General features: G+C 32.1%; 24 protein-coding genes. All 24 read left to right on the top strand.

Annotation, left to right across the window (positions count from 1 at the left end):
* Positions 1 to 276: 276 nt before the first annotated feature.
* Positions 277 to 630 carry a hypothetical protein gene (locus DK442_RS10970; RefSeq protein ID WP_109435904.1) on the top strand — a complete coding sequence of 118 codons (354 nt, stop codon included), beginning with the start codon at positions 277 to 279 and terminating at the stop codon, positions 628 to 630.
* Between the two features lie 5 nt (positions 631 to 635).
* Entirely contained in the window at positions 636 to 1,295 is a 660-nt protein-coding gene (locus DK442_RS10965) for a hypothetical protein (protein ID WP_109435903.1), read from the top strand.
* Between the two features lie 220 nt (positions 1,296 to 1,515).
* The gene (locus DK442_RS10960; protein ID WP_109435902.1) at positions 1,516 to 1,890 is read left to right on the top strand and encodes a hypothetical protein; all 375 of its coding nucleotides are present in this window, start codon (positions 1,516 to 1,518) and stop codon (positions 1,888 to 1,890) included.
* Positions 1,890 to 2,111, top strand: coding sequence for a hypothetical protein (locus DK442_RS10955; RefSeq protein WP_109435901.1), 222 nt, complete (start codon positions 1,890 to 1,892; stop codon positions 2,109 to 2,111). Before DK442_RS10960 ends, DK442_RS10955 begins: the two co-directional genes overlap by 1 nt.
* 273 nt (positions 2,112 to 2,384) lie before the next feature.
* Entirely contained in the window at positions 2,385 to 2,954 is a 570-nt protein-coding gene (locus DK442_RS10950) for a transposase (protein ID WP_109435900.1), read from the top strand.
* Positions 2,955 to 3,054: 100 nt separating this feature from the next.
* The gene (locus DK442_RS10945; protein ID WP_235010940.1) at positions 3,055 to 3,570 is read left to right on the top strand and encodes a hypothetical protein; all 516 of its coding nucleotides are present in this window, start codon (positions 3,055 to 3,057) and stop codon (positions 3,568 to 3,570) included.
* A gap of 157 nt (positions 3,571 to 3,727) precedes the next feature.
* The gene (locus DK442_RS10940) at positions 3,728 to 4,210 is read left to right on the top strand and encodes a hypothetical protein (protein ID WP_109435898.1); all 483 of its coding nucleotides are present in this window, start codon (positions 3,728 to 3,730) and stop codon (positions 4,208 to 4,210) included.
* A 681-nt stretch (positions 4,211 to 4,891) separates the two neighbouring features.
* The gene (locus DK442_RS10935; protein ID WP_109435897.1) at positions 4,892 to 5,287 is read left to right on the top strand and encodes a hypothetical protein; all 396 of its coding nucleotides are present in this window, start codon (positions 4,892 to 4,894) and stop codon (positions 5,285 to 5,287) included.
* Between the two features lie 485 nt (positions 5,288 to 5,772).
* A complete protein-coding gene (locus tag DK442_RS10930; protein ID WP_109435896.1) occupies positions 5,773 to 6,030 on the top strand; it encodes a hypothetical protein in 258 nt (85 codons plus the stop codon).
* 655 nt (positions 6,031 to 6,685) lie between these two features.
* Entirely contained in the window at positions 6,686 to 7,624 is a 939-nt protein-coding gene (locus DK442_RS10925) for a class I SAM-dependent methyltransferase (RefSeq protein ID WP_109435895.1), read from the top strand.
* A gap of 108 nt (positions 7,625 to 7,732) precedes the next feature.
* Positions 7,733 to 8,764 carry a hypothetical protein gene (locus tag DK442_RS10920; protein ID WP_109435894.1) on the top strand — a complete coding sequence of 344 codons (1,032 nt, stop codon included), beginning with the start codon at positions 7,733 to 7,735 and terminating at the stop codon, positions 8,762 to 8,764.
* A gap of 7 nt (positions 8,765 to 8,771) precedes the next feature.
* Positions 8,772 to 8,906 (top strand): hypothetical protein, encoded by a 135-nt coding sequence (locus DK442_RS28785; protein WP_255412219.1) that lies wholly within the window; start codon positions 8,772 to 8,774, stop codon positions 8,904 to 8,906.
* A 1,092-nt stretch (positions 8,907 to 9,998) separates the two neighbouring features.
* Positions 9,999 to 10,409, top strand: a complete 411-nt coding sequence (locus DK442_RS10915; protein WP_109435893.1) for a prepilin-type N-terminal cleavage/methylation domain-containing protein — start codon at positions 9,999 to 10,001, stop codon at positions 10,407 to 10,409.
* Complete coding sequence (locus DK442_RS10910) at positions 10,409 to 10,891, top strand: hypothetical protein (protein WP_109435892.1); 483 nt, start codon at positions 10,409 to 10,411, stop codon at positions 10,889 to 10,891. The genes DK442_RS10915 and DK442_RS10910 overlap by 1 nt, the downstream gene beginning before the upstream one ends.
* Complete coding sequence (locus tag DK442_RS10905; protein WP_109435926.1) at positions 10,888 to 12,306, top strand: GspE/PulE family protein; 1,419 nt, start codon at positions 10,888 to 10,890, stop codon at positions 12,304 to 12,306. Before DK442_RS10910 ends, DK442_RS10905 begins: the two co-directional genes overlap by 4 nt.
* A 94-nt stretch (positions 12,307 to 12,400) precedes the next feature.
* Positions 12,401 to 14,605: a type II secretion system protein GspD gene (locus DK442_RS10900; protein ID WP_109435891.1), complete on the top strand. Its 2,205-nt coding sequence runs from the start codon at positions 12,401 to 12,403 to the stop codon at positions 14,603 to 14,605.
* The gene (locus DK442_RS10895; protein WP_109435890.1) at positions 14,605 to 15,813 is read left to right on the top strand and encodes a hypothetical protein; all 1,209 of its coding nucleotides are present in this window, start codon (positions 14,605 to 14,607) and stop codon (positions 15,811 to 15,813) included. The genes DK442_RS10900 and DK442_RS10895 overlap by 1 nt, the downstream gene beginning before the upstream one ends.
* On the top strand, positions 15,797 to 16,318 hold the full coding sequence (locus tag DK442_RS10890; protein ID WP_109435889.1) for a hypothetical protein: 522 nt from the start codon (positions 15,797 to 15,799) through the stop codon (positions 16,316 to 16,318). Before DK442_RS10895 ends, DK442_RS10890 begins: the two co-directional genes overlap by 17 nt.
* A gap of 13 nt (positions 16,319 to 16,331) precedes the next feature.
* On the top strand, positions 16,332 to 17,069 hold the full coding sequence (locus DK442_RS10885; RefSeq protein WP_160114122.1) for a hypothetical protein: 738 nt from the start codon (positions 16,332 to 16,334) through the stop codon (positions 17,067 to 17,069).
* A gap of 2 nt (positions 17,070 to 17,071) precedes the next feature.
* Positions 17,072 to 18,001 carry a hypothetical protein gene (locus tag DK442_RS10880; RefSeq protein ID WP_109435887.1) on the top strand — a complete coding sequence of 310 codons (930 nt, stop codon included), beginning with the start codon at positions 17,072 to 17,074 and terminating at the stop codon, positions 17,999 to 18,001.
* Positions 18,002 to 18,006: 5 nt separating this feature from the next.
* Positions 18,007 to 18,474 carry a hypothetical protein gene (locus DK442_RS10875; protein ID WP_109435886.1) on the top strand — a complete coding sequence of 156 codons (468 nt, stop codon included), beginning with the start codon at positions 18,007 to 18,009 and terminating at the stop codon, positions 18,472 to 18,474.
* On the top strand, positions 18,471 to 19,736 hold the full coding sequence (locus DK442_RS10870) for a hypothetical protein (protein WP_160114121.1): 1,266 nt from the start codon (positions 18,471 to 18,473) through the stop codon (positions 19,734 to 19,736). The genes DK442_RS10875 and DK442_RS10870 overlap by 4 nt, the downstream gene beginning before the upstream one ends.
* On the top strand, positions 19,724 to 20,041 hold the full coding sequence (locus DK442_RS10865) for a hypothetical protein (RefSeq protein WP_109435884.1): 318 nt from the start codon (positions 19,724 to 19,726) through the stop codon (positions 20,039 to 20,041). Before DK442_RS10870 ends, DK442_RS10865 begins: the two co-directional genes overlap by 13 nt.
* Entirely contained in the window at positions 20,038 to 20,499 is a 462-nt protein-coding gene (locus tag DK442_RS10860) for a type II secretion system protein J (protein ID WP_109435883.1), read from the top strand. Before DK442_RS10865 ends, DK442_RS10860 begins: the two co-directional genes overlap by 4 nt.
* The last annotated feature ends 3 nt before the right edge of the window (positions 20,500 to 20,502 follow it).

Genomic DNA, 20,502 nt, shown 5'->3' with positions numbered 1-20,502 from the left:
TCCAAAATTAAAATTTACAAATGAACTGGAAGTATTAATAATCAAAGATATCATCCTAAAATGTGGCGGAGATCCTAATAAAATTAATGAAATAATAAACTCAACATAAAGGTTTCGAACACTTATGGTTACAAACTTGCGCCAGCGATGGGTCAGGAGGTGTAGCTTCAAAAATAGATTATTCAAGTTATGTCTCAGCTTTGATCCGTCCAAAAATAGAAAATGCTATTTTAAGTCAAAGAGATGGTTACTCTCAGTTTTTAAAAGGTAAAAGATATGATCGTGGTTTTTATCCTAAAGATTTTCAGTATTCCTGGAATTACAAGGAAAAAAGGTACTTTCTTGGCATATGATACAGGTTTAGCGACGAACGAATATAGTTTTAGTACTACTATAAATATTAATGAGAATTCAATTCATGTAAACGGTATATATTTAGTGAGAAATAAAGGATTGAATTTTGTTAGTGTTATTAATCAAATAGGAGAATATGCCACTTCGCATGGTGAATCATATGAAAATGCTTTTAGTTTTGATGGTAAAGCAAGAGCTGTTGTCATATTAAGTGTTAGTAATAGACAACAATATGAACAATTAGTACAATTTATGTTTCAATCTCATAAAAAATAATATTCATGAAAGCATTATTATCAATGTTTTTTTTACTTTTTGTTGTTAGTTGTTCCAAAACAGAGGTAGAAAACAAATTTAGAAGTGATTATGTTAGACTTATTCAAGAATATAATAATTTTTATCATTCCCCTTTAAAAAACAATACAGATTTGGTTGAGTTTCAAAAGTATCTAGATAATAAGTATGATTATATAGATTATGTTAAAAACAATTATCATGATTTAAGAATTGAGGATAGTCTATTAATCATTAAGGATAAAAAGAGTTTCTTTTTCAGAAAAGAATATAAAATAGATTTAAAAAATGAAATCCCTGAAAATAACAGTTGTAATTTTGAAGAATTTGTTATGGGAATACACACATATAAGGATCAAGAAAAAATTGAGGTAAACCTTATCAAAGAAGAATTACAAAAATATCTTACGATACAATTTGATTCTTTGGTTACATTACCTTTTTATTCAAAAAATGATTTATTAATTAAAAGAAGGAAAATCATAACATTAAAATATTACAATAATAATATTTCTGTTCTTTGTCATAATGATATTTTTAATAATAAGATTTTGGTAGATTCACTTAAATCCAAAATAGAGAACTACCTGAAGTCTTTGAAACCAAAATATGACTATGTATTAATTCCATTAGAAATAAATGAATAAAAAAATGTCTTGTCCTCCCCCGCTAGCGCCAGAATGTTTCTGGTGCCGTCAAAGCCAGGCAAGTTAAGATATGATAAAGTAGACAAAACAAAGCTATGGTATGATTAGTATCATAGCTTTTGTATTTTTATAATGTTTGACAAAGGCACAAGTTACAAACTTGCGCCAGCGGAGGATTTTACAATATTTTGTTATCAATGCAATACAACAATTCAAACATATGCCGAATATCAAAAGAGAATTCAGGAAATTAGGAAACATACTTCATTTCCAAGAGGGAATAAATTCTAAAACATTGAATCAAGGAAGAAAAATACTATTATTTTTACTTTCTCTATCTTTATTTTCTTGTGTAGACGATTATGAGAATCAAGTTGATGGATTACTTCCTAACACTGAAAAAATAGTTCTGAAAGATCAAGTTATATCTGCTATAAGTAGTTTTAGCAAATATACCTTTACTGAAAAATTACACGAAGAAAGTTTAAAATCATATCCGGTTAATCTTATTAAGGACATGGGGTGGAATTTTAAATCATGGAAAAATGCCAATAATTATAATGAACAGGAAAAAATGATATTATTAAATTTTTAATGAATTTTAAAAAGGAATTTGATAATGACAAGAAAAAAAGAGTAGCTAGAAAAATAGATTCTATAATTTATGAAATTAATAAATCTAAATTTATTGCTGCTTATTGTTATAAAAAGACAAAAATTGGAGATAAAAACTTTGGAGTAGATGAATGGAGGTATTTTTATTTTTTAAACATAGAGGGAAAAGAATTAATATGCTTAAATTATGGAGCACGTTAAAAAAAATTGGAAACCCCGCTAGCGCCAGAATGTTTCTGGTGCCGTCAAAGCTTGGTAGGATATTAGTAAATATTTAGGCTAAAAAATGTAAACTTTTTTGGGATAAGACTGTCATAGAGGCACAAGTTACAAACTTGCGCCAGCGATGTGATAAATGAGCAAAATTAAGAACTACTATAATAACAGTCGTGTTTATAAAAACATGGCTGTTTTTGTTTTAATAAGTATAGTATAGTTTCAAAAAATGAAACTGGCATTTTATACTTTGCAGCAATGAGTAGAAAATATAAATTTCATAATAAATCAGGTCTTTATTTTGTAAGCTTTGCTATAGTATATTGGATAGACGTGTTCACAAGAGAACGATATTTATCAATATTGTCAGCAAGCATAGGACATTGCAGAAAAAAGAAAGGGATGGAGATATATGCTTACTGTTTTATGCCTAGTCACATCCATTTAGTATTCAGATCTGCTAATGAAGATCCATCGGGTTTGATACGAGATTTTAAAAAATATACAGCAAAAAAAGTATTAAAGGCTATACAAGATAATCCACAAGAAAGTAGAAAAGAATGGTTACTTTGGATGTTTGAAAAAGCCGGAAAAGAAAAAGGAAATATAAATAAGTATCAATTTTGGCAACATCATAATAAACCTATAGAATTATGGTCGAATAAAGTTATTCAACAAAAAATAGACTATATCCATAATAATCCTGTAATGTCTGGTTTTGTAGTAGAGTCAGTAGATTGGAAATATAGTAGCGCTAGAAATTATCAGGATGATCAGACTGTTTTAGAAATTGATAATGAAGGAATATTGTTAGATTTACCTAAATAAAGAAATAGCGGCACAAGCACAAGTTACAAACTTGCGCCAGCGATGGATTTTTGTTAGGATATCCAAATCCAAAAAATTAATTTTTTAACTAATAATATAAATGAAAGTCAGGTTTGTAATCCTTACTGTATTACTATTAATTATAATAATAGGGTATTCTTTTTTAAAGTTTATAACTCCAAAAATGACAGAACAAGACAGAATAAATTCTGAATTATATTTTGATCATAGTAATTATAATTTTAAAGCGACAATTTTAGAACACCACCAACTTAATGCTCATACGGCTGGTGTTTTAAAATTGAAGTTAATTAAAGGTGAGATCAATACTTATAAAGAGTATATTAAAAATCTCACAACTGGAACCTTCAATACTAAAGATAGTATTATATATGCTTTTGCTACTTTTTACCCTGTGATAATAAGAGAAATTGACGCAGGAAGTAATCCCGTTATCATCGAAATGAATTCCAAATCAAGAGAAGTTAAAATATTCATTAATCAAAAAGATTTTTTAAAAACTAAACTATATTATTATGGAGATGATAGTTTTAAAAGAAGAGCTTTTATAGATTTTTTAAAAGAAAACAATATTAAAAATGACCTATTTTGGTAAGCGTCAGCAGAGGATTGGCAATACCTTCTGATACAGATTTTAATTACTAAAAATAATAGAAAGTTTACTAATGTTAATATACCATATTATATATATGGTGCCAAGAACTTTCCTAATACAAACTTTAGAAACTCAAGATATATTCAGAATGCATTTAATGATTACACAAAGTTTTAAAATAGGAGTTTTTATTATTCTTACTTTTATTTTTACCAATTGTCACCGAAAAATAGATAGTAATAACTCATTTGATGATACATTAAAAAAACTTTCTAGTCTTTTTATTTCTATACATCATCCTAATGAAGGTGAATTATTATATTTTGATACTTTAAAAAAGGAAAGTGATACTATTTTTGGTTCACTTTCTTTTATAAATAATAAAATAAGAAAAGATTTAATGCCATATAAGTTTTTTGAACTGGAAAATGTTATTTGTCTAGTTTTTGATGAAAAGGAAATCCCTTCCGAAAGAACAATAAAAATTTTAATGCAGAAAGATTTAATTAGCAGGGATATTAACCAAACTTATAGGTTTTCATATGATCGATTGTGGTTTGTAAAAGTATATCGCATAAATAATAAATATAATTACGAAATTATTAGAGATAGAAATGGAGTTTTTAAAGTAAAAAACTAGCCCCGCTGCCGCTAGAGTGATCGCTACCGCTAAGTGCCTCCAGCTAGCGCTCGTCTGTGACGGGTGACGTCAAAGCTTGGCAGGATATTAGTAAATATTTAGGCTAAAAAATGTAAACTTTTTTTAGGATGAGACAGTTATAGAGGCACAAGTTGCAAACTTGCGCCAGCGAAGGGAACAGGAAAATGGTTTGCTTTGGAGAGAGATATTAAGGGATAATCTAGTTATTGGATATTTTAATGTTCCTAAAAAGAGCAAAGATGAATTTGATAAAGCAATCACATCTTTAGCATTGAAAAAATAATTTTGATATAAGCAAGAAACCCCCCGCTACCGCTAGAGTGATCGCTACCGCTGCGTCTCTGATTAGTGGCGTCCTGAGTGATTAGACAACAGTAAGAAATAGTAAAAACCCACACTGCCGCTAGAGTGATCGCTACCGCTATGTCTCTGACTAGTGTCATTCTGAGTGGGTAGATATGAGTAAGAAAAAATAAAACAGATATGGACTTTTTTAGCTTATGACTGCTCTTGTAATATTTTGACATAGCTTTACGTGGCACACTAGTGAGACACTAGCGGCAGTGTGGGTTTTTACGAAGAATGGATCTCAGGTTACACCCGAAATAATGCCTTTAAATGCATTAATAACAAAGCTTAATTCAACAATATTACCAGTTCATGAAAGATATGGAAAAGTTACAGGTTACTACAATTTTATTGATTAGTTTTTTATTCTTTTGTTGTCAAGACGGAAATAAAAAAAATAGCCAATTACAATATAACAACCTGATAATCAAAAGCAATAAAGAAGTTTTGAAAGTCCATGAAAGTGATTTTACTTTTAATGAAGATGAAAATAGCATTAATATAAAAGTAAAAGATCCTATAAAATGGAATATGATAAAAACAATGGAAATATTAACTATTGAATTGAAAATTAGCAAAAAGAATATACTTGCTAAACCTTTATTTGTGTTAAATTCAGCAACAGAACACAAATATACCTTTCCAATTGATAATAAAGGAAAATTGTTTTACGATGATCAAAACATGATATCAATAGTTAAAAACTAAAATATTCCCCCAGCTACCGCTAGAGTGATCGCTACCGCTACGTCTCTGACTAGTGGCGTTCTGAGTGAGTAGATATGAGTAAGAAAAAATAAAACAGATATGGACTTTTTTAGCTTATGACTGCTCTTGTAATATTTTGACATAGCTTTACGTGGCACACTAGTGAGACACTAGCGGCAGCGTGGGAAGTTTGCAACTTCGTAGCGATACTAGTAAGTAAGAGTAAGAAATATAGTAAAGGCTAGCGCTCGTCTGTGACGGGTGCCGTCAAAGCCAGACAAGTTAAGATATGATAAAGTAGACAAAACAAAGCTATGGTATGATTAGTATCATAGCTTTTGTATTTTTATAATGTTTGACAAAGGCACAAGTTACAAACTTGCGCCAGCGGAGGAATTTATACAAAAATCTACTTGGTATAGAAAAGATTTTCCAATATTAAAAGACAAAAGCATAGACTATATTACCCATATTAGGTTTTAAAAATGAATAAAATCGAAGATAAAATTAAAGAGTTTCGAACCAATTGTAAAGAAGATCGTTGGGGAGGAGTGTCAAAAGATTGTAAACTTACAATGGAAGAAATGTATCATCTGGAAGAATTAATATCATTTGCCGTAATGGATAGAAATGGTGTTTTAAAAGGTGACTTAAAAAAGCAATTTGAAAATATGTTAAACTCATTAAATACTGATTTAACAAGAGATCAATTAATGAGTGCTATTTTTACTATTGATGACTAACCTTGTCTCTTCCCCGCTAGCGCCAGAATGTTTCTGGTGCCGTCAAAGCTTGGCAGGATATTAGTAAATATTTAAGCTAAAAAATGTAAACTTTTTTTAGGGCGAGACAGTTATAGAAGCACAAGTTACAAACTTGTGCCAGCGATGGACTAGGCTGTTTTTTTATAGAATACTTTTTTAGTTTAACATTACCGTAACAAAAATCACTTACAAACACTCAAAACCCACTACCAGAAGTGGGGGGAGGGTACCTGTATAAGTGGGTAGACGAGTGTCATAACATAGCTTGGGGTACTGGTGATAGTGGGTACTCTTGTCTAAAAAGCTGGTAAGGGGTACTTCAAACAGAAGATGGGGGTATTGTAAATGGAGGACAGACTATGTTTAGAAGTAAGTGCCACTTAGCTCAGAAGCAAGTGCCACTTCCCTTTGAAGTACCTACCGGGTACATTGGAGAGGGGATACCCCCTCTACTAATAGTCCTATAGTTTGTAAGGTTGATAAAAATGAGATTGTTTTTTTGTTTAGTTGGCTTTACTAAAATTTGATACAAACTTGTATTACACTTAAGAAATATGTTCCTTTATATTAAATATGTGATGATCTTATATTTTTCAATTAGAACATATACCATTTACAAAGGATAAAAAACATTATGGATTGGAGAATTAAAGCTTCTTTACAAAAAATACTATCAATATCCAGGATAGGAGATAAATTAAATCATATCCCCGCCACGCTTCATAAGAACTATCATCATAATGTAGTGAAATATCAATTTCATGAATGTATTAGAAAGTTTAGTTATACACAAATAGATACAAATCAAAAATGTAAAGCATTAGAAATAGGTACTGGGTATTCTATGATTTCTCCTGTCATCCTTTATCTTTTGGGTTTCGATAAGATTATTACAGTAGATATAGATGGAGATGTCAGTTTTAAAACCTTTGAAAAACAAGTAAAATTTTTGAATGACAAAAATAGTATTGATCAAATTTCTGATCATGGAAGTTACCCGAAAGAAGTTGTTCAGGAAAAACTTAATACCATAGTAAACTGTAAAAGTCTGGATGAAGTTTTAGAGTTTTGCAATATAAAATATATCGCACCATATACGTTATCTGATATCGAAAATGAAGAAAGTAATTTTGATTATATATACTCACAAGTAGTTTTTGAACATATCCCACCAGAATTTCTAGTTGCTTTATTTAAGAAATTTAAAATATGGCTTAAAGAAGGTTCTTATACGGTTCATACCATCAATTTTATTGACCATTATACGAATCCGGGGATATTTGAGGATAAAAAAATCTCTGAATTTAATTTTTTACGATTCTCGGATAGATATTGGAAATTTTGGTCTGGAAATAGTATAGCGTATACGAATAGATTATCGTATTTATATTACGAGGAATTATTCGAGAGTAATGCATTAGATATTATTGATTTTATTGGAGAAAATTATAGACCTACTAAAGTCTTAGACATTACTCAAATTCACAATGATGTCATAAAAAAATACAGATCAAAACCTGACTTGAATGAACTTACCAGATATCAAAGAGGAACTTTCATCGTAAAAAGATAATCGCTTTAAATTTTTGAAATAAATATTCAAAAAAAATCTCCCAGTCCCGAAAAATGAAACTAGTAAGGGGTAATATTGCATTACATATAACCATAGAATCTTTGCAATATGAAAAAATCATTTTTTTTACTAAGTTTTTTAACGTTTGGTTTTACTACCTATAGCCAGACAAATACATTTCCTTCGGATGGTAATGTTGGTATAGGTACGTTAACTCCTACAGAAAAATTAGAAGTTAACGGAGTTATTAAATCAAAATCAGGAATCTTTGAAGCAGTGAATACACAAGTGGCTTCAAATACTACAGATTATAAAGAGTGGGGTAAATATAGTTTAGCATTAGCGGCAGGTAAAGTCTTAGAAACTCAAAGTAATGGATATCAGGTTCGCAAATTTGAGTTTTTTGACTATCCTCAATCCGGTAATTTACCAGCAGGAACTTCATTAAGTATAAAAAATGATAATAATAAAGTTATTTTTACAACATCTTCATTTAATTCAGAATCTAGATTTCATGTTGCCGATCCAAATGGTGCAGAAATATTAAAAGCAGGAAATTTTGCTGCCAATAGTAGCAATAACAGTACAAGTGAAAGTGTAAATTGGGTTCATCTTTTAAAAGCGAACTCCAGATTAGCAGTTGGAACATGGGCGATGTATAAACCCGAGCATGAATTTATTGTTAGAGGGAGTGGTTGGTTCGAAGATGAGATTATTACCGATAGCAAAATAGGTGTTGGTATGCAAGCCTCTGCAATTCCTGTGGGTTATAAACTAGCAGTAGCAGGTAAAATTATTAGTGAAGAGGTAAAAGTGGAGTTGCAAAGTACCTGGCCAGATTATGTGTTTAAGGATAATTATGACTTACCAACCTTAAGACAAGTAGAAAATCATATACAAGAAAAAGGGCATTTGATTAATGTTCCATCGGCAGAAGAAATAGAAAAGAATGGTGTCTATCTGGGAGAAATGAATGCCAGATTATTAGAAAAAATTGAAGAACTTACCTTGTATACTATCGCCCAGGAGAAAAAGATTGCTTCACAACAAATCCAAATAAAAGAGTTGAAAGAAGTAAAAACGAAGAACATTGAGTTAGAAAAAAGAGTAGAAGAAATAGAAAGATTATTAAAAAAATAAAATGAAGATGATAAAAAGGATTTTGGTAGTTATTTCTGTGGTTTTGTTAATTGGGTGTAGTGCCGAAGATGATGATCCATGCACAGAAAGAGTCTGCCCAGATGGATTTAATAATTGTTTTGACAAACCTTGCGAATTTTAATACCTCAAAGCTAATGGAGTAAACAAAAATAGATAATGATCTCTGTTATTGGTTTTGGTAAGAAGTAGAAGGTTATAAAATTGATGAAATAAAAAAAGCGAGATCAAAATCACCTCGCTTTTTTACGTTTTATATACCAATCCTCGTAGGGTTGGTGTTTTCCTGTACCAACTCATGGCTTACCTATGGATTGCATAGCTAGAAGACGCAGGAAGTTCTTTTAAAAAGTTAATAAATGGTTTAAAGTTAAATGTCCATGTAATCGTGTATAAAGTTTTCATATCTACATTATTTTAAATTAATATTTCTTGTTTGGTTATAGTATAAACAATTGCCGTGCCAAAAATTAAAAAACTCTGTAAACTATAGTATATCAATGGATTGAAGAGGTTGGTGTTTTGAGATGAGAAAAAGAAGAAACCTCTAAACTTCTAAATTTTGATCACTTAATTCTAAAATTCTAACAAAAAAATACCCAGTCTCGAAAAATGATACTGGGATATGGTATTATTGTGCCATAAACTCACTATGAACTTCCTGATAGAGACTAAATACATTGACTCAATGAAGAGGAGAATTGGAGAAATAAATAATTGGATTTTTACTTTTAACATTAAATGTCTAATAAAAAATTCTCAGTCCCGAAAAATGAAACTGGGATATAGTATTATTGTACCAATAAAACGATGTGATGGTATTAAAAGATGAAATATTGGTGCACAAAATAGGAATATAGACAAGGACAAATGTTGAAGGTTTTTAACGGGGTAACAAAAATTGAACTTACGACATTAATAAGTAGGTCTATTATCGAATATAATTGGAGTTTGAAATTACTTTGATATTGTATTAAAACCTTCAAATCGAGTAATTTTTGGAAATGAAATGAAGAAAAATAGAATACTGTTTTAGGGATAATTAATTCAGAATAGATATTAAAATTGTTATTAAAATAAAAAAATGAATCATTAAAGAAGTGATGATATGGTAAGCGTTGAAAATTGATAAATAAAGTTGGATTCCTGTTATTTTGGAACTCTAATATTTCTTTGAAAACCTTACTTTTGCCACTATTTTGATTATAAGATAATTATGCAAAAAATCCTACCCAAAAAAATAAAGGCGTTTAACCTTCAGGAGATGCTCCTGGTATTAGCCATTATCGGAATCTTATTATTGATTGCCTTACCTAATTTTTTACCGCTTATTGCACAGGCTAAGGCACAAGAAGCTAAAATTCAGTTGAAAACGATTAGTGATATGCAAACACAATATCGTTATCTCAATTCTAAATACTCCTTAGATTTTTCAGAACTTAATTATGAAGCCCCCAAAACCGTAAAAACTGGTGGAACGGCAAATTATAGTTATGAAGTTCTGGAAGCTAGTGTATCTAATTTTAAAGCCAGGGCAACTGCAGTGGTCGATTTTGATGGAGATGGAGTGTTTAATGTATGGGAGATCGATGAAAACGGTAGTCCAAAACAAATTGTTAAGGACTAATGCTTCTTTTAAAAATAATCACAATTAGTGTTCTGGCAATCATCATATATCAGGACCTTAAAGATCGAGAGGTCTTCGGTGTTATGTTCCCTATACTGATGGGCCTACTTGGTTTTTTACATTACCAATATACGCCACAAATTAATTTTCTATATGCTGTATTAATTAATGTAGGAGTATTGATCGTGATTATGGGATTACTGTACCTATATACATTGATCAAAATAAAACGCCCGTTTTTTGAGGAAGTATTTGGAGTAGGAGATCTTTTATTTTTTGTAGCCTTAGCGATAGGGTTTCCAACGGTGACATTTATTGTTTTATTCGTGTTTTCATTAATTTTTTCATTGTTAGTGTGGCTTATGATTAAAAAGAAAGCAAAGCATAATACGGTTCCGTTGGCAGGATACATGTCTGTATTTCTTATGGTAACATTTGTTACTCAATGGATAACGAACACATTAACCTTATACTTGATATGAGTAGTATCACAACATACGAAATACCAGTACATTTGAAGCAATTAATTACTTCGAATCAGGCATTTCATTATAGGATAATTCCAGTAGCAAAAGAAGGAGATGAACTACATCTTAAAACAGATGTTAAGGATATTGACGGTTTACAAAAAGAATTAAAAATAATTTTGGGATGCTCTATTGTTGTTATACAAGAAACTACAGAGCATATCCAGTCGTATTTGACGTTTAATTATCGAAAAACAACGGCTGCTTCAAGTGAGAAATTAGCCTATGAAGATCGATTTTTACAGAAATTAATCGCTACAGCCAAAGACTTTGGTAGTAGTGATATTCATATGGAACCATATGAAAAATCATGTCGAGTACGATTTAGATTAGATGGTAAACTAAAAGAGCAATACACGATTTCTAATACTGAATATCCGCAACTGGTGAATCAGATTAAAATACAATCGGGACTTGATATTTCGCAAAAGCGATTAGCACAGGATGGTCGAATTACATTTAAAGAAGGAGCAGACGAATTCGATATTCGTGTATCTACGATGCCTACACTATACGGAGAAAAAATAGTACTCCGACTATTAAATAGAGATACACAAGAGGTGTCTTTAAATGATTTAGGTTTTACTACAGAAGAATTAGAGTTATATCGTGAAGCCATAAAAAATCCTCAGGGGATCGTGTTAATTTCGGGGCCTACAGGGTCGGGTAAAACAACCACATTGTATGCGACCTTAAAAGAATTGAATACCGAAACAACAAATATTCTTACCATAGAAGATCCGATAGAATACACCTTACAAGGGATTAATCAGGTGCAGCTTAGAGAAGATATAGAATTTGATTTTCCGGCAGCGCTTCGTGCATTTTTACGTCAGGATCCAGATATTATAATGGTAGGTGAGATTAGAGATGATCGTACAGCAGGTATGGCGATAAAAGCAGCACTTACAGGACATTTGGTGTTATCAACCATACATACCAATTCTGCCTGGGCAACGATTTCGAGATTAATCGATATGAAAGTACCAGCATTTTTATTAGCTAATACCATCACGATGAGTATTGCACAACGCCTGGTAAGAAAGCTATGTCCACATTGTAAAACACAGAAAAAAACAGAGGCGAAAGATTTTCCTCAGGGATTTGAGATTCCAGAAGACATGGCAGAACACCATATTGCAATAGGGTGCAACCAATGCTATCATACAGGATATTTAGGACGTAAAGCCATTTATGAGATATTACCAATTACAAAAGAACTCGAAATAGCAATACGACATAACGAATTGCAGATAGATACCTATATAGAAGAAAGAAATATAAAAACATTACAGCATAATGCCATACGTATGGTAAGTAATGGAGAAACTTCGGTAGAAGAAGTATATGCTTTGTTGGCAGATAATTAAATAGTATAAATGAAGATACTAAGAGGAGATAATATCAACTCAAATTAGTATTGACAATTCCATCGGGGAATGGAAAACAATAAATAGAAAAGCAATGAGAATACAATTAAAAATAACAATACTAAGTATTGTTCTTGCCTTTGGAGTCCAGATTTGGGCCCAGGATGGGTTTCAAAACCAAGCGCAAGACAATACCCGTGTTGCTACCATAGAAAATAAACTTCAATTATTAAATGTAGACATACCAGGATTAGCAGAAAAGGTAAATGTAAACATATCCAATACTTCGTTGCTTAACTTCTTGAGAGCAGTTTCTCAGGTACACAAGATTAATATCAATCTGTCGAATGAATTAAATGATATTACTATTGTTAATGGATTTAATAATGTGACCGTACAGGATTTATTGGTATTTCTGGTAAAAGAATATCGTTTGGATATCGCATTTACAGGTAATATATTATCCGTTAAAAAGTATACTCCTCCGGTGGTTGCTCCTATAGAAAAAGAAGTAAAAGTACAATACGATGTTTTGGCAACAGCACTATCTACAGATCTAAGTAATGATCCGTTACCAAAAGTATTTAGAAAAATAACAGAGGTGTCTGGGAAGAATTTATTGTTTACACCTGAGCTAAATAACAAAAACCTCAATTTGTTTATTAGTAATGTTCCTTTTGATCTTGCGATGAAAAAACTGGCAGAAGCCAATAATCTGGATTTTAGAAAAACCAGGGACGGATTTTATGAATTTGATGTCTTTCCGCAAACAGGAAATAGTGCAGTTGGTGGACGTTCACGTCGTCCAAATTTTTCATATAAAGTGATAGATACGCTAACAAGAATAGTTGCTGTTGATTTAAGAGATACACCAATATCTGATGTTATTTATACATTATCCGAAGATTTAAAATTAGATATTTTTACAGCATCACCGCTAGAAAATGCAGGAAAAGTAACCGTAAAGGCAGAGTCTATTTCTTTTGATGCCTTATTGGTTAAAATCTTTGAAAGTAATGTAACTTCTGTACAAAATAATACCGCAGGTCAAAGAAATACTTCTAATGTAAATGGACAACAGAATCTACAGAATACCTCTGGGGGATCCAGATCATTTACATTTAAAAGAGAAGGGAATGTATACTATTTTGGAACAGAAGATCAGTTGGCGCTAAAGAAAATAGAACTGGTACAAATGATGCATCGCTCTATTGCGATGCTAGGAGATGCAAATTCCTCTACTTCGTATGGTAATAGTTTTAATAATAGCAATTTTACTACTGGGGGAATCAATTATATCTCTGGGGCTTCTAATAATGGATTTAATCAAAATGGAGGAGTAAATAGAAATCAACGGGGAGGTTCGTCTTTTAGAAATACAAACACTTCCTCTGGAAGAACACAAGAGATAGGTTCTATTTCAGATATTTTTCCTGCCACTATCATCGATGGTTTAGATGTAAAAATAGATACAGAACTCAATAGTTTTGTAGTTAGTGGTCCAGGGACACGAGTAGAAAAATTTAAAAACTTTATCAAATATATTGATAAACCTGTTCCTTTAATACTGATTGAAGTTATGATTCTCGAAGTTAATCGTACGGCTACAGTAGAAACCGGAGTAGAGTTTGGAATTGGTAAAGAACCAGCTACAACCGCAGGAACTACTTTTCCGAATGCGAATATTACATTGGGAGCTTCGACTATAAATAGGATTATAGGTGGCTTTGATGGTTTTGGGTCACTCAACATCGGTAATGTAGTCCCAAATTTCTATATGGATATCAAAGCGATGGAAACCAACGGAAATGTAAAGATACTATCTACGCCAAAGCTAAGTACGCTTAACGGACATAAAGCGTATTTGTCTAGCGGACAAACAACCTATTATGCAGTGACCAATCAAAACTTTTTTGGATCTCAAATTCCACAAACTTCTGAGGTGGTAAACTACCTTCCGATTGATGCAGAATTAGCGCTGGAGTTTAAACCTTTTGTATCTGGAGATGGGCAAATTACATTAGATATACAGGTAATCCAATCTAATTTTAGTGGAGAACGCATCGCAGAAAATGCTCCGCCGGATATTAATAGTCGTAGGTTTTCTTCTATTATGAGAATGAGAGCAAATGACGTGGCTATCCTGGGTGGAATTGAACAAAAAGTAAAGAATGATACGGGTTCTGGAGTACCTATTTTGGCCCGTATACCGATCATAAAATGGCTATTTAGTAAAAGAACTAGAGAGGATACTAAGAAGAAGTTAAACGTGATTATAAAACCTACAGTGTTCTATTAATGGGAAAACTATCATCATATAATCCTATTGGAAAAACTTTGGTATCGGTAGAGTATTCTGTGCAAGAAGGAAAACCTATACTGTTTGGCCTGGAACTAGTTCAGAAAAAAGGAGAATTGGATATTAATCAGACCTTTACTTTAAAACAACCTGAAGAACTATCCAAGTTTTCTAAAACAACCCATTTAAGTCTTGTGATTACAGATGATTATGTATTGTCTAAAGAAGTACAACAAACAGGAACCGATGCTGAGATTGTAGCTGAAGCTTTTCCCAATTTAAATCTGAGTGATTTTTATTATCAAATCCTTAGAAGTACAAATTCGTCTTTTATAGCCGTATGTAGAAAAGAATATGTTGAAACCTGCATCGAACAGTTTCAAAAAGCTGGAAATACTATTACAACAATAGCTCTTGGAGTTTTAAAAATGACAGCTTTATCTGGATATGCTCAAGGCGAAACCTTAAAAAGCTATACTGCAGAAGTAGGTTTTAGTAATGAAGAACTGATTTCTATTGTATCCAAAAGAGAACATATAGAACAGCAATATAATATCGAAGGACTTACTTTTCCTGCTACACATTCCTTACCGTTAGCTATAATTCTGGATGCTGTATTTAATACTGATAGGATTTCAGGAAATCTCGAAACTCGAAATCAGGAGTTACAAAAGCGACACAAAGAAACTCGTTTTTTTAAAAACACATTACAACTCGGTGTCGGATTTCTATTAATAACATTGTTGATTAACTTTTTTGTTTTTAATGCCAATTATAAAAAGTGGCAAGGGTTACAAGAAGAACTTCAGGTGTATACCACACAAAAGGAACAGATTACCAAAAAACAAGCTGAGGTAAGTACAAAAGAGGCTTTGGTACAAAGTATATTGACCACAGGGTTTTCAAAAAGCTCATATTATACAGATCAGATCGTGCAAGCACAACCAGCTACGGTACTCTTGACATCCTTTATATATCAACCTTTAACAAAACCCATTCGTAAAAATAAATATATTGAATTCAGAGAAAATATAATCTCTATTATGGGAAAATCAACAGATAAAACAGAATTTACAGCTTGGTTAAAAATAATGGAAAACTTACCGTTTGTGGAAGCAGTAACCATAATACAATATGGTTTGGATAAAAAGAATATCTCAGATTTTGAAATAACACTTAAGATTAAACCAGATGCAGCAAAAGACTAAAAACATACTACTCATCGTTGGATTGTTCTGTATGCTGCTTATCGCTTATCAGTATGGTTTTGCAAAAACATTCACATTACGTAGTGAAGTAGCTAAACTAGAACATGAAAAAGATAAATATTTGGCGGCACCAATGCAACTAGCTGCTTTAACAAAAAAGAAACAGCAACTAGATGCTGTTCTGGCAAAAAATAATGTAGAAGGAAACTCGGTACAACAGAATCTTCTTAAAACTTTAAATACGTTATCGAATACTTCAAATATTAAAATCATTGCTTTTGAAGAACCTCATGTCTTCACTAATGAGACAACAAATGAAGGAACTACAACTTATGATTTTATTTTACAAGGAGATTATAAGGCATTGATCCAGGTAATATATGCACTCGAGCAGCAATATAGTTTTGGAAATATTGCTCGGGTAAAATTTGAAAAAAAGAAAAACTTTAGAACAGGGGCAAGGTATTTACAGTGTAGGTTACTATTGCAACGTCTGAACCAATAACATAAATAGAAATATGATGAATTATAAAGCATACTGTTATATTATCTTTCTGGCCCTTTGTTGCACAGGATGTCATAGTATAAAGGTGAATCATACCAAGATGCATACCGCTGTAACTAATCCTATAGCGTTAGGAGTAATCGGTTTGCAGAAAGGAGATGTGTATGCCTCAGACTTTCAGGTGACTGCAATACCAGAATATAAGACTGAAATTAGAGTGCAGATCACCAAAGAAAACTTTAATCGAACTACATTTGATATTTATCTCAAAGCAGCCAAAGGAAATGAACATAAGATTAATTATGTAGATTCTTTGGAAGTCAAACCACAGTTTGTAATTCTTGAGTTATTAGATCGTGTAGCTCTTATGGCCGAAATAGAGGAAGCCCACAATACAAACACACTTAGGTATATAAAGAGTCAAAAAGAAGCAGGTATAGTGACTTCGGTTTCTCTGGCATTATCACAGGAGCTAATACAAGAACTGGATAATGCTGATGTAGTTTTTTTAAACAATAGTGCATACAAGCAATACCAATTATCACTGGTAAAAGAAGGAGAAACATATAAGACTATTGACTTTGCAAAGACATCCATTTTTGGATACACCTTATCCTATTTCTGTTGGAGAGAAAATGATAAAAGACAAATTACTTTGGCAGATATTATTGATGAAAAATCATCCTGCTCAAAAAACACATATAGAGATGCAGAAAAAGCATTAGAAAACATGAATTATTTTAAATTATAATGATGAAGAGGATAAACATATACTTAGGGATAGTGTTTCTGGTATTTTTTAGTTGTGAAGAAGTACTTTTAGAGGAAGACCTATCTGATAAAACAATACTAATAAATGCACCTACTGATGGTGCTACTGTGCGCAATACTTCAGTGACTTTTAATTGGGAAACTGTAGATCAGGCAACAGCATATCGACTTCAGGTAGCTCAACCCGATTTTGAAAATGCAGCACAAATCGTATTGGATACTACGATAACAGGAACTAGTTTTAATACGAGTTTAGTTAGAAATAGTTACAATTGGAGAGTACGGGGACAGAATTCTGGTACGGCCACACCCTATGTAACATCAGGGTTCACGGTTGTAGAAAGCGAGGATTTTTCTGCACGAGAAGTGCTGTTAACAGCTCCCGAGAATACGACCATTGTTAATACAACTTCAATAAATCTACAATGGCAAGCGGTAACTGATGCTACTTCTTATAGAATTCAGTTATTAAATCAGAGTAATGCAGTGGTAGAAGAAAAAACTACAGCAGATACTTCGGTCTCGTTTACTTTTCCAGAAGGGGTAACACAATGGCAGGTAAGAGCAGAAAATAATACGCAAAATACATTATATACCACAAGATCATTGACTGTAGATAGCATGAAGCCAAATCAACCTGTGGTTGTAGCTCCAGCCAATGACGCTTCGCAAGCAGGTACGACAGTCACTTTTAGCTGGACTAGAGAAGCTGTAGCAGGTACTCCAGAGTTTGATAGTATCTATATCTATAGTGATGTAGCATTGACGCAGCTTGTGTCTAAAAATAGAGTAACATCACCAACAGATATAGAACTTGATGCAAGTACTACATATTATTGGTTTCTAAAAGCATTTGATGAGGCTGAAAATGAAAGTGAATCCAGTACAAGTTCTCGTTTTACAATAAATTAAAAACTATGCTAAAAGGTAAAAAAGCACTATACATCTTATTACCATTGGTAGCACTTATCTGGGGAGCGATTATTGTTCAGGTAGTTGGCGCATTCTCTGATGACGATCCTGTTAGCTTGGGAACGACTTCAGTAGATATAAAACCGCTCAAAACAAAAGAACGAGAAAAATTCACTTTAGGAATAGTAGAAAGAGATCCTTTTTTAGGAACATTGTACCAACCCAAAAAGAAAGAAAGTAAACCTAGATCAAGAGTTAAAAAAGTAGATTTGGTATGGCCTTCTATTCGTTACAAAGGTGTGGTCTCTGGACAGAATAGTGCCAAGGCGATTTATCTTATTGAAATTAATGGAACGGATCAACTTATGAACCTAAGACAAACCATAGATGGAATAACGTTACAAAGAGGAAAGTCAAGTTCGGTTTTATTGCGGTACAAAGGAAAAACAAAAGATTTTAAAATCACCAATTGAAGATATTCTCAAAAATAAGAGCTCAAGCGATGCAGTTTGCCATACTCATTTCGGTATTGGTAGCACTAGTATTAAGTGCGTTCTTATTATTAACACATACACACTCTTTTTTTAAAATCAAATCCCAGGAATTGTTACAGGCTTTTGAGCAATCTAATAAGCTTGTATTCGAATCTTTAGAAAACCATACCATTAAAACAGACACTATCGTTTCTCAGGAAGAGGCCAGGATTATTAAACAAACAACGAGTTATCATGGTGTATGGTCCAAACAATTTTCGCAAGTAAGTATACATCAAAGAAAAGCAACCAGAATAGCGTATATCGGATCAGAATTATCAGAAAAAACTCCTAATTTGTATGTAGTCAATACCAATTCACCTTTGGTGGTAGTAGGTAATACACGATTAGAAGGGAATAGTTATCTTCCAAAGCAAGGAGTAAAAGCGGGTAATATTTCTGGGAATTATTACCAGGGTAACAGCTTGTATTATGGTCGTGCTATAGAAAGTAAAACTACATTGCCTAAGTTGGCACCAGAATGGATCAAGTATCTCGAAAATAGAAGTAATGGAATAGGTATTGAAGATGCTCATACAGTTGCATTAAAGAAAGAACTTCATAATTCTTTTCATCATCCTGTTCAAGTAATATATGATACTGATCCCATTTTTTTGGAAGATGAAAAGATTATTGGAAATATTATAATTCAGTCTCGAACCAAAATTATAGTGGGAGCTCAATCTCAACTAACAGATATAGTATTGATTGCCCCAGAAATTGAAATAGATAACGGAGTAAAAGGCAGTTTTCAGGGTATTGCTACACATAAAATCAAAATTGGAAAAGGATGTTATTTATCATATCCATCTTCTTTGGTCCTTTTGGATAAAAAAATAATAGCAGATAAAGAAAAAAACAACCTGCACATTGATCCTGATTTTACCATAGAGAAAAGAACCAAAATTGAAGGTGCAGTAGTATATCTTAATAAAAATATATCTCCTAAAAACCGAATAAAAACGCATCTCGAAATAGCACCTGATTCTGAGATCACAGGAGAAGTATACTGTCAGGGAAATATTGATTTTCAAGGAACTGTAAAAGGTTCTTTATATACGCGACAATGTATTGCTCGTCAGTCTGGGTCTGTGTATTTAAACCATATATATAATGGGAGTGTTTTGATAAATCCAGTGCCGGATTATGCTGGATTACCTTTTGTAAATACTAAAAACAGTATAGCAAAATGGTTATATTAAAGAAAATAAAAGGAGCAACCTTAATTGAAGTATTAACGGCTTCAATATTGATCATTATTGTATTTATGATTGCTAGTTTAAGCTTTAATAACATTTTTAAGAATCAAATACAAAGGGATCATAGTACTATTGAGAACCGGGTAAAAGAATTAGAATATCTTTCTATCCATGGTAGGATAAAACTACCATATGCAGAAGATTTTGATGGATGGGAAATTCTTATTAATACCGAGGAAGAAAAGATGATATTGTCATACACCAGAGAAGATGTTGAATATAAAAAACAGCTAGTGATAAGGAGATGAAGATAAACCATAAAATAAAAGCGTTTACATTGACCGAAGTTATGGTGGTTATGGTGATTTCTGCAATAGTGGTAGGTTTGGCATTTTCGGTATTAGGAATTGTACAGAAAAACATGCGTAACATTGGTGAAAATTATAAAAATCAAGAACAGATACAATCTTTTGAAACAGCTTTAACTATTGATTTTAATACTTTCCCAACTGCGGTATGGGATCCGATAGAAAATACATTGATGGTTTCTTCTCCAATAGATGAAAGAAAATACCAGTTTTATAACGATAGTGTTGTTACTAATATTAGTAAGCATGCAATATCGATAAAAGAGAAAATGTTTTATTTTGAAGGTCGGTCGGTACAGTCGGGAAGTATAGATGCGATAAAATTTACCTTTCATAATACCAAAGAATCACATCGTTTATTTGTGTTTAAATATAATGATGCAACGATACATTTTTAGAGT

The organism is Aquimarina sp. AU119 (assembly GCF_900312735.1).
Taxonomy (GTDB): domain Bacteria; phylum Bacteroidota; class Bacteroidia; order Flavobacteriales; family Flavobacteriaceae; genus Aquimarina; species Aquimarina algiphila.
This window is presented reverse-complemented; position numbering and strand designations above follow the sequence as displayed.

Excerpts from the sequence above, each read along its gene's own strand:
- DK442_RS10905 (WP_109435926.1), top strand. The coding sequence starts at position 10,888 with ATGAGTAGTATCACAACATACGAAATACCAGTACATTTGAAGCAATTA.
- DK442_RS10945 (WP_235010940.1), top strand. The coding sequence starts at position 3,055 with ATGAAAGTCAGGTTTGTAATCCTTACTGTATTACTATTAATTATAATA.
- DK442_RS10930 (WP_109435896.1), top strand. The coding sequence starts at position 5,773 with ATGAATAAAATCGAAGATAAAATTAAAGAGTTTCGAACCAATTGTAAA.
- DK442_RS10920 (WP_109435894.1), top strand. The coding sequence starts at position 7,733 with ATGAAAAAATCATTTTTTTTACTAAGTTTTTTAACGTTTGGTTTTACT.
- DK442_RS10900 (WP_109435891.1), top strand. The coding sequence starts at position 12,401 with ATGAGAATACAATTAAAAATAACAATACTAAGTATTGTTCTTGCCTTT.
- DK442_RS28785 (WP_255412219.1), top strand. The coding sequence starts at position 8,772 with ATGATAAAAAGGATTTTGGTAGTTATTTCTGTGGTTTTGTTAATTGGG.
- DK442_RS10940 (WP_109435898.1), top strand. The coding sequence starts at position 3,728 with ATGATTACACAAAGTTTTAAAATAGGAGTTTTTATTATTCTTACTTTT.
- DK442_RS10960 (WP_109435902.1), top strand. The coding sequence starts at position 1,516 with ATGCCGAATATCAAAAGAGAATTCAGGAAATTAGGAAACATACTTCAT.
- DK442_RS10955 (WP_109435901.1), top strand. The coding sequence starts at position 1,890 with ATGAATTTTAAAAAGGAATTTGATAATGACAAGAAAAAAAGAGTAGCT.
- DK442_RS10890 (WP_109435889.1), top strand. The coding sequence starts at position 15,797 with ATGCAGCAAAAGACTAAAAACATACTACTCATCGTTGGATTGTTCTGT.
- DK442_RS10935 (WP_109435897.1), top strand. The coding sequence starts at position 4,892 with ATGAAAGATATGGAAAAGTTACAGGTTACTACAATTTTATTGATTAGT.
- DK442_RS10970 (WP_109435904.1), top strand. The coding sequence starts at position 277 with ATGATCGTGGTTTTTATCCTAAAGATTTTCAGTATTCCTGGAATTACA.
- DK442_RS10875 (WP_109435886.1), top strand. The coding sequence starts at position 18,007 with ATGCTAAAAGGTAAAAAAGCACTATACATCTTATTACCATTGGTAGCA.
- DK442_RS10865 (WP_109435884.1), top strand. The coding sequence starts at position 19,724 with ATGGTTATATTAAAGAAAATAAAAGGAGCAACCTTAATTGAAGTATTA.
- DK442_RS10925 (WP_109435895.1), top strand. The coding sequence starts at position 6,686 with ATGGATTGGAGAATTAAAGCTTCTTTACAAAAAATACTATCAATATCC.
- DK442_RS10910 (WP_109435892.1), top strand. The coding sequence starts at position 10,409 with ATGCTTCTTTTAAAAATAATCACAATTAGTGTTCTGGCAATCATCATA.
- DK442_RS10885 (WP_160114122.1), top strand. The coding sequence starts at position 16,332 with ATGATGAATTATAAAGCATACTGTTATATTATCTTTCTGGCCCTTTGT.
- DK442_RS10915 (WP_109435893.1), top strand. The coding sequence starts at position 9,999 with ATGCAAAAAATCCTACCCAAAAAAATAAAGGCGTTTAACCTTCAGGAG.
- DK442_RS10950 (WP_109435900.1), top strand. The coding sequence starts at position 2,385 with ATGAGTAGAAAATATAAATTTCATAATAAATCAGGTCTTTATTTTGTA.
- DK442_RS10895 (WP_109435890.1), top strand. The coding sequence starts at position 14,605 with ATGGGAAAACTATCATCATATAATCCTATTGGAAAAACTTTGGTATCG.
- DK442_RS10860 (WP_109435883.1), top strand. The coding sequence starts at position 20,038 with ATGAAGATAAACCATAAAATAAAAGCGTTTACATTGACCGAAGTTATG.
- DK442_RS10965 (WP_109435903.1), top strand. The coding sequence starts at position 636 with ATGAAAGCATTATTATCAATGTTTTTTTTACTTTTTGTTGTTAGTTGT.
- DK442_RS10880 (WP_109435887.1), top strand. The coding sequence starts at position 17,072 with ATGAAGAGGATAAACATATACTTAGGGATAGTGTTTCTGGTATTTTTT.